Annotated in this window: 5 protein-coding genes; all 5 read left to right on the plus strand. The window is 40.3% G+C overall.

Features of this window, described 5'->3' with window-relative positions; genetic code table 11:
- The first annotated feature begins 71 nt into the window (after window positions 1-71).
- The 5 genes from ACL9RF_RS16615 to ACL9RF_RS16635 all read left to right on the plus strand — a co-directional run bounded on the left by ACL9RF_RS16615 (window position 72) and on the right by ACL9RF_RS16635 (window position 6,732).
- Complete coding sequence (locus ACL9RF_RS16615) at window positions 72-1,937, plus strand: CocE/NonD family hydrolase (RefSeq protein WP_422801764.1); 1,866 nt, start codon at window positions 72-74, stop codon at window positions 1,935-1,937.
- Between the two features lie 181 nt (window positions 1,938-2,118).
- Entirely contained in the window at window positions 2,119-2,763 is a 645-nt protein-coding gene (locus tag ACL9RF_RS16620; RefSeq protein ID WP_422801765.1) for a TetR/AcrR family transcriptional regulator, read from the plus strand.
- Window positions 2,753-4,042: a TolC family protein gene (locus tag ACL9RF_RS16625; RefSeq protein ID WP_422801766.1), complete on the plus strand. Its 1,290-nt coding sequence runs from the start codon at window positions 2,753-2,755 to the stop codon at window positions 4,040-4,042. The genes ACL9RF_RS16620 and ACL9RF_RS16625 overlap by 11 nt, the downstream gene beginning before the upstream one ends.
- A gap of 9 nt (window positions 4,043-4,051) precedes the next feature.
- Window positions 4,052-5,146, plus strand: a complete 1,095-nt coding sequence (locus ACL9RF_RS16630; protein ID WP_422801767.1) for an HlyD family secretion protein — start codon at window positions 4,052-4,054, stop codon at window positions 5,144-5,146.
- A 2-nt stretch (window positions 5,147-5,148) separates the two neighbouring features.
- Complete coding sequence (locus ACL9RF_RS16635; RefSeq protein ID WP_422801768.1) at window positions 5,149-6,732, plus strand: DHA2 family efflux MFS transporter permease subunit; 1,584 nt, start codon at window positions 5,149-5,151, stop codon at window positions 6,730-6,732.
- Window positions 6,733-7,673: the final 941 nt, after the last annotated feature.

The raw sequence follows: 7,673 nt of genomic DNA on the forward strand, positions 1-7,673 counted from the left end.
TTTTCAAAATGAACCTACAAATCATTTAAAAAGAATTTTATTCCTTAAATTGCAGCATAAATTTACCTTTTATGCTAAAAAAACTATTACTAACCTTTATTGCAGGACTGTTTTTCTACTTTTCGGCCTATACACAGGAAATAAATGAGGCTTTTGTGGAACAGCATTACCGCAAAATTGAAACGCAGATTCCGATGCGTGATGGCACCAAACTATTTACCGCAATCTATATTCCGAAAGATGAATCGCAAAAATACCCTATCCTACTTAACCGAACGCCTTATACAGTGAGCCCATATGGAAAGGATAGGTACAAAAAAAGCCTCGGTACCTTCCCCGAAATGACGCGTGCAGGTTATATCTTCGTGTATCAGGATGTCCGCGGACAATGGATGAGTGAGGGGAATTTTGAAAATGTACGCCCTACCTTAACAAAGGCTAATAAACTTAAAATCGACGAAAGTACCGATACTTACGATACCATTGACTGGTTAATTAAAAATATTAAAAACAATAATGGCAAAGTTGGTATGTATGGTATTTCATACCCTGGGTTTTACGCTACTGCAGGATTGGTGGGCTCTCACCCGGCCTTAAAAGCGGTATCGCCGCAGGCTCCTGTTACGGATTGGTTTAGAGGAGACGATTTTAGACATGGCGGAGCGCTGTTTTTAATGGATGCCTTCCGCTTTATGTATACTTTCGATGCCAAACGTTCTGGTCCTATTTTACCAGAGGCTGGCCATCCGGGGTTTAAACTGGCGACTAAAGATTTCTATAGCTTCTTCCTGAATATGGCCAGCCTGGAGGAGCTGCAGCAAAATTACCTTGGCCATACAGTTAAGTTCTGGAAAGACTTGCAGAAACACCAAACTTTAGATACTTTTTGGAACAGCAGGTTAATTACCCATCACCTGAATACTGTAAAACCTGCCGTTATGGTTGTGGGCGGAACTTTTGATGCTGAGGATACGTATGGTGCTTTTGAAACCTACCGTCAAATTGAAAAACGCAACCCCACAGCTACGAATACCTTAGTAATCGGACCTTGGTACCATGGTGGTTGGGCTCGTTCGGATGGTGATTTTTTGGGTGATATACGCTTTGGTGAAAAAACATCGCTTTATTATCAGCAGCAACTGGAATTGCCTTTCTTTGAATATTATTTAAAAGGTAAAGGCTCTTTTAAACCGGCAGAAGCGACTGTATTTTTCTCGGGCGAAAACAAATGGAGAACGTTTCAACAATGGCCGCCTAAAGAAATACATGCTGACGAACTGTATTTGCATGCTCATGGTAGGTTGGATCGATCTCCCAATGCGGATGATACGGATTTCGTGGAATATACCGCTGACCCTAATAAGCCTGTACCGTTCCAAGAGGGCGTTATTACAGATCGTACACGGGAGTATATGGTTGCCGATCAACGCTTTGTTGCCAATAGACCTGATGTTATGGTCTTCGAAACGGCTGTTCTACAGGAGGATCTTACCTTGGCCGGACCGATAGTAGCAGATTTGCAGGTGTCTATGACGGGTACAGATGCTGATTTTATTGTTAAAATTATTGACGTTTACCCGGATACAACAACGTTAACCTCTGCAGTATCAGACCGCGTGGTTATGCAAGGTTATCAGATGTTGGTACGCGGGGATGTCCTTAGAGGGCGCTTTCGAGAGGGTATGGATACCCCAAAACCTTTTGAACCTAACAAAGTGACCTCCGTGCAGGTGAACCTGCCGGATGTAGCACACACGTTTAAAAAAGGCCATAAACTTATGGTGCAAATACAACATACATGGTTTCCCTTGCTGGATAGAAACCCGAATCAGTTTATTGATATTTTTAAAGCTAAAAAGGAAGATTTTATTCCAAATACACATCGCATCTATTTTAGTAAAGAAAAACCAAGCCGTATTATGTTTGGTAGATTGTAAAAAAAAAGCTGTTCACGACCTGAACAGCTTTTTTTTATTGCAAACCATAGGCTAAAACATTATAGATGAGCTAGATCATACACATGCCCTGCATTCCTTCTCGGCTAGTAAAAACAAGTTTGTTTGTTGAAAGTAAGTTTTTTGAAAAAAAATAATTTAAACACTTGTTTAAATTAAACGAGTGTTTAAATTTGCGCACACTTTATTCGATATGGAGCTGAATACAAAACAAATCGAAATCCTAAAAATAGCGCAAGATCTCTTTGGCAGCTATGGATACGAAGCTACTTCGGTGCGCGAGATTGCACAAGCAGCAGGCATTAATGTTGCCATGATTAACTATTACTTCGGGTCAAAAGACAACTTAATGGAGATTATTGTAAAACGAGCGGCATCTTCTTATATGATGGACGCCAGTATCTTCGATAAAGAGCAGGATCCTATCCTTCGCTTAGAGTTAATGATTGAACATTATGTACAAACTAAAATCAACAATAGTCATGTTTATCAAATTATCGCTTCAGAAGCCAACTTAAAAAAGAGAATCATCAACTCGGATGCATTTAAAGAACTCCGATCTCATAATATCAACCTTATTAAAGAGGTGATAAGCTATGGCTGCGAAAAGGGCGTTTTTAAGTATTACGACCCTATTCTTATTCATGCTACAATGATAGGAACATTCATGAATTTCAAAATTAATAAAGTTGTTTTTAATGAGCTGTATCCTGCAGCTACAGAAAAAATGTACGAAGAATTCATCAATGATAAATTAATAAATCATTTAAAATTTACGCTTAAAGCTATTTTAACATATGAAAAATAAATTTTGGCCCTTAACATCCATTATGTTATTGCTTTCTATAGGCGCTTATGCACAAGAAAAGAAAAACCTTTCTTTGGAAGAGGTTATGCAGCTCGCCTATTCAAACTCTACGGATGCAAAGGTCTTGGAAGCTAAGGTAAAAACCCGTCAATTGGAATACGAGTCTTCCAAAGACAGCAGGCTTCCTGAAGCAAAGTTATCTGCTTCTTATTTAGGGTTAACACATCCGAATGTAGACTTAAAAATACCGGTCGCCGGTGGCAGTGGTTTCGGAGTCACGCCGGATCAGTTATTTATCGGTCAGGTGTCGGCCAATATGCCTTTATATACCGGAGGGAAAATTTCTAACCGTATAAAAGGGGCTAAAGATAGCTGGACAGCAGCGGAGTTTCAAAGTATTGCCGCCAAGCAAAACTTAGCTAACCAGGCTATGCATATGTACATTGCCTTGTATAAAGCGCAACAGACGAAGGAATTGATTGCCGAAAATATTAAAAAATCAGAACAGCAGGTGGCCGATTTTAAAGCCATGGAGCAAAATGGTGTGATCGCTCGAAACGACTTGTTAAAGGCAGAATTGCAGCTTTCCAACTATAAGGTTGCTTACCAGGAGTCCTTGAAAAATGTGAATACGCTAAATTATCAGCTGGCGATATTTTTAGGACTTCCGGAGGACACACAACTGGAAGCCATTACTCTAGCGCATTTGGATAATACTACCGCTATTGGCGCTGTTGAAGATCGCTACGAAATTAAATCTTTGGATGCCCAAAAAGATGCTGCCGAAGACCACTTAAAGGAAGTACGTGCAGCATACTACCCTACTATCGTAGCTACAGCAGGATATGCGTCTTTGCAGGTGCATAATTTGGTTACGGTTACCAATGCTGTAAATGCGGGCGTGGGAATTACCTATGATATTGGGGCTTTGTATAAGAACAAGAAAAAAATAAATGTTGCGAAACAACAAATGGAGGAGCTCGACAGAACTAGATTACAGACGCAGAATAGCATCAAAAATCAGGTTCATGAGGCGCGCGAAGAGGTAAATTTAGCGCAGGAAAAATATAAGTTGTATCAACAAGCTTTAGTGCAGGCAAAGGAAAATTATAGAATCGTTAAAGATAAATATGATAACGGCGTTGCCGATACGGATGATTTACTGGAGGCTGATGTGCAACAACTTCAAAGTAAAATAAACCTCGCTATTGGGGATGCTACAATTGTTGAAAAATACTATGACCTTTTATTAGCGAATGGTCAACTTAACCTTAAATAACACATTACCATGGAAAATACAACAGAAAATAAAAAACCTTCAAACAAAAAATTTGTATTCGTATTAATCGCTGTAGCACTTTTAGGCGGTAGTTTTGGAGGCTATAAATATTTACATGCGCAGGCGCATGAAACCACCGATGATGCCCAGGTGGAAAGAAACCTGAACCCGATTATCCCACGTGTGGGTGGATACATTGATAAAATTTACGTGAAGGATAATCAGCTGGTTAAAAAGGGGGATACTTTATTTACCATTCAACCTAACGATTATGAGATTCATGTGGAAGAGGCAAAAGCAGCGCTTTTAGCGGCCGAAAATTCGTTTGATGTTTCCCTGGCCGATGTGAGTGCTTCGAATGCTAATGTGGCAATTTCTGATGCCACCATCCACTCGAACACGGGCTCTATCGAGGCTGCCGAAATTAAAGCTAAACAAGCTAATAACGATTTCCAGCGTTATGAGAATTTGTACAAAAACCACTCGATTACTAAACAGCAATACGAGCAGGCGTATACCGCTAAACTTGAAGCTGATAAACAGGTGGATGTATTAAATGCACAAAGGAATGCCAGCAACTCGCAAAAACAGGCTATAATCAGCAAGACGAATGTGGCCAGCAAACAAACTGCTGTAGCGAAAGCTAATATCGATAAAGCTAAAGCTAGCCTTAAGGCAGCGGAACTTAATCTCTCGTATACGGTAATAACAGCTGCTGTGGATGGTCAGGTATCGAATATTAAAATCCAAGAGGGCCAAATGGTAAGCCCAGGACAGTCTTTGTTTTATATTATCAACAATACGGATACCTGGGTGGTAGCGAATTTTAAAGAGACGCAGCTTAACAAAATCCGCCCCGGACAGAAAGTGGAAATTAAAGTTGATGCTTTTCCTAATGATCTTATCGAAGGACAGGTGGAATCGTTCTCCCCTGCTACAGGTTCTCGATTCTCACTGCTGCCTCCAGATAATGCTACAGGAAACTTCGTGAAAACTGTACAGCGACTGCCGGTGAAAATTACATTTACCAAAAATAATAAAGCGGAAATTATTCAATTGTTACGCCCGGGCATGAATGCGGACGTGGATGTATTCATTAAATAATTATGTCGGAATTAACCAGTCAAGACAGTTTAATCGAACATGGTTTCAAACGTGTCTTAATAACATTTACTTGTATCCTTTGTGCACTACTGGAGATTGTAGATACTACAATTGTTAATGTGGCATTAAACGATATGAAAGGAACGTTGGGCGCTACGCTAACCGATGTGGCTTGGGTGATCACAGCATATGCCATCGCAAATGTTATCATTATCCCTATGACCAGCTGGTTGTCTCAACAGTTCGGCCGCCGAAATTATTTCGCGGCCTCTATTATCCTTTTTACGGTGGCTTCTTTTATGTGTGGTAATGCTACTAATATCTGGGAGCTGGTGGCTTTCCGTTTTTTACAGGGTATGGGTGGTGGTGCCTTATTGGTTACGGCGCAGACGATTCTTACCGAAACATACCCTCCGGAAAAAAGAAGTATGGCGCAGGCTATTTATGGTATGGGCGTTATTGTAGGGCCGACTTTAGGACCACCTTTAGGTGGATATATTGTGGATAACTACTCCTGGCCTTATATCTTCTATATTAATGTGCCCTTAGGTATTCTGGCGGTATTGTTGACTCTATCGCTTGTAAAAAGCCCTAGATATGGCAGTAAACAGACTGCAAGAGAGGTGGATTGGTGGGGCATGATCTTCTTGATTATGTTTATTGGTTCATTACAGTTTGTTTTAGAACACGGGCAACAAGATGATTGGTTTGAGGATAGCACTATTTTAACGTTATCGATTGTATCGTTCTTTGGTCTCTTTTTCTTTATATGGCGAGAACTGACTTACGCCAACCCGATTGTAAACTTACGCGTATTGAAGGATAAAAATCTTCAGGTCGGTACGGTCATGAGTTTTATCCTTGGATTTGGCTTGTTTGGTTCTACCTTTATTATACCACTGTATACGCAGTCTATTTTAGGCTGGTCGGCAACGGATGCGGGTATGCTGCTTATACCCAGCTCTATTATGACGGGATTTATGATGCCCTTTATCGGTAAAATGATTCAGAATGGCGTACCTCAAAAATATATGGTGGCCTTAGGTTTATCGATTTTCTTTGGATACTCTTTTTTTATGTATAGTGTATTGACTAATGATACGGGTAGCGAAAATATGTTTTGGCCTTTAATAATTCGAGGGGTCGGACTTGGCTTGCTGTTTGTTCCGGTTATGACCATGTCGTTGTCTACCCTTTCGGGTAAGGCTATTGGTGAAGGGGCATCCTTTACGGGGATGAGTAGACAGTTGGGCGGATCTTTTGGTATTGCTTTGATTACAACCTTTATATCGCGCGATAGCCAGCACCATCGGGTGGACTTAATTAGCCATCTTGACCCGAGTAATTTTGAAGTGCAATCGAGAATAGATGGCCTTCAGGCGAATTTTATGAGTAAAGGATTCAGCGCTAATGAGGCGCTGGCAAAAGCACAGCAACTTATAGAGGGTTCGGTTATGAAACAAGCCGCTGTACTATCGTACATGGATGTTTTCCTGTACTTAGGCGTTATGTTTTTAGTCTGTGTACCTTTTGTATTAATGATTAAACAAGGAAAAAATAAGGTGGATATGTCGAATATGCACTAAGATCCCTTACTATACCTAGAAAAAAAAAGCTGAAGCTGTCTAAAAAGGCACCTTCAGCTTTTTTTGATCCGACAGTTGTAGCCCCTGCGAATTCGTCGATTTCAAGCTGGGTAGTAGAAGCACATATACAGAAAGAGATGCAAAGCGCATTTATAGGTTCTATAAATAGGAAGGCCTAGCGATAACGCCTGTATTTAACTATTAGTACCTTGTATTTACTTTCGTTAAAGTTTGGAACTTTATATTGCCTAAGCATACGAGACACTTGCATACGGCGTCCAGGTTTGTCCTCTACAGACCTTTAATAGACTTGCTTATGGATAAGAACGATTTTGATTGTTTGTAATGCCCCCAATTTATAACAATGCATGGTAACTATAAATTATTTTCTACAATCAGTCACCGATATAGTGAATAGGGGAATATTTTACCTTCCCCGTTTACTGCTGGCTGTTTCCAACAGCATAGCATCATCAAAATAAGGCTAATCAAAGTTTGAATATCGTCCTTTTTAACCTTCTATTAGAAAATAATATATCATTTTATAGGCTGTATGCCAGCTATAGGTAAAATCCTAGTTTACAAGGATGATTTAAAACACAACATGTAAAATGGGAATGATTTACTGGGGTTGAGCAAGGCGACAAAATAACCTTATTAGCCGCATTCCAAATATGTCGCACCTTAGGATTGTACCAGCATAAATTAGAAAGCTGCTTAGAAATGGGGGAAGCAGCATATTCATTTTTTGTCTGCATTAAGTCTCCGGTATCCGTTTTCCATTCGCCAGTGCCCTAGAGACCTAGCGCCCATACGCCAAGCCTATAAGCAGCAAAGGCTGTAAAACAAAAAATCCCCTCCAGCTTCCTGAAGGGGATTTGTATAAAAAAAGGCACCGACCTACTCTCCCACCTGTTACGGCAATACCATCGGCTCGGGCG

Source organism: Sphingobacterium sp. Mn56C (genome assembly GCF_049319645.1).
Taxonomy (GTDB): domain Bacteria; phylum Bacteroidota; class Bacteroidia; order Sphingobacteriales; family Sphingobacteriaceae; genus Sphingobacterium.